This is a genomic window from Salifodinibacter halophilus (assembly GCA_012999515.1).
Lineage (GTDB): Bacteria > Pseudomonadota > Gammaproteobacteria > Nevskiales > Salinisphaeraceae > Salifodinibacter > Salifodinibacter halophilus.
Genome location: JABEEB010000352.1, coordinates 1 through 262, shown reverse-complemented (window position 1 = coordinate 262; position 262 = coordinate 1). Strand labels below are relative to the sequence as shown.

Sequence of the window (262 nt, the reverse complement as noted above, 5' to 3'; positions counted from 1 at the left end):
CTGCGCTTTGAGCGCGCGCGCTTCGATCCGGACCTGCTCCACGAACTGCTGGACACTTGCGCCGGCAGCATCACCCTCGACGGCGACGACCTGGTGCTGCACCTGTGCTATGTCGAGCGCCGCCTGCGCCCGCTCAACCTGTACGTGCGCGAGCAGACGCCGGAGGCCGCGCGCGCGGCGGTGATCGACTATGGGCAGGCGATCCGCGACCTGGCCTTGAGCAACATCTTCCCCGGCGATTTGCTGCTGAAGAACTTCGGCG

The 262-nt window shown here is 67.6% G+C and carries 1 protein-coding gene; it reads left to right on the top strand.

Annotation, left to right across the window (positions count from 1 at the left end):
• Window positions 1-262, top strand: a 262-nt coding sequence (locus tag HKX41_11990) for a bifunctional isocitrate dehydrogenase kinase/phosphatase (GenBank protein ID NNC24855.1), incomplete at both ends; no start/stop codon positions are given.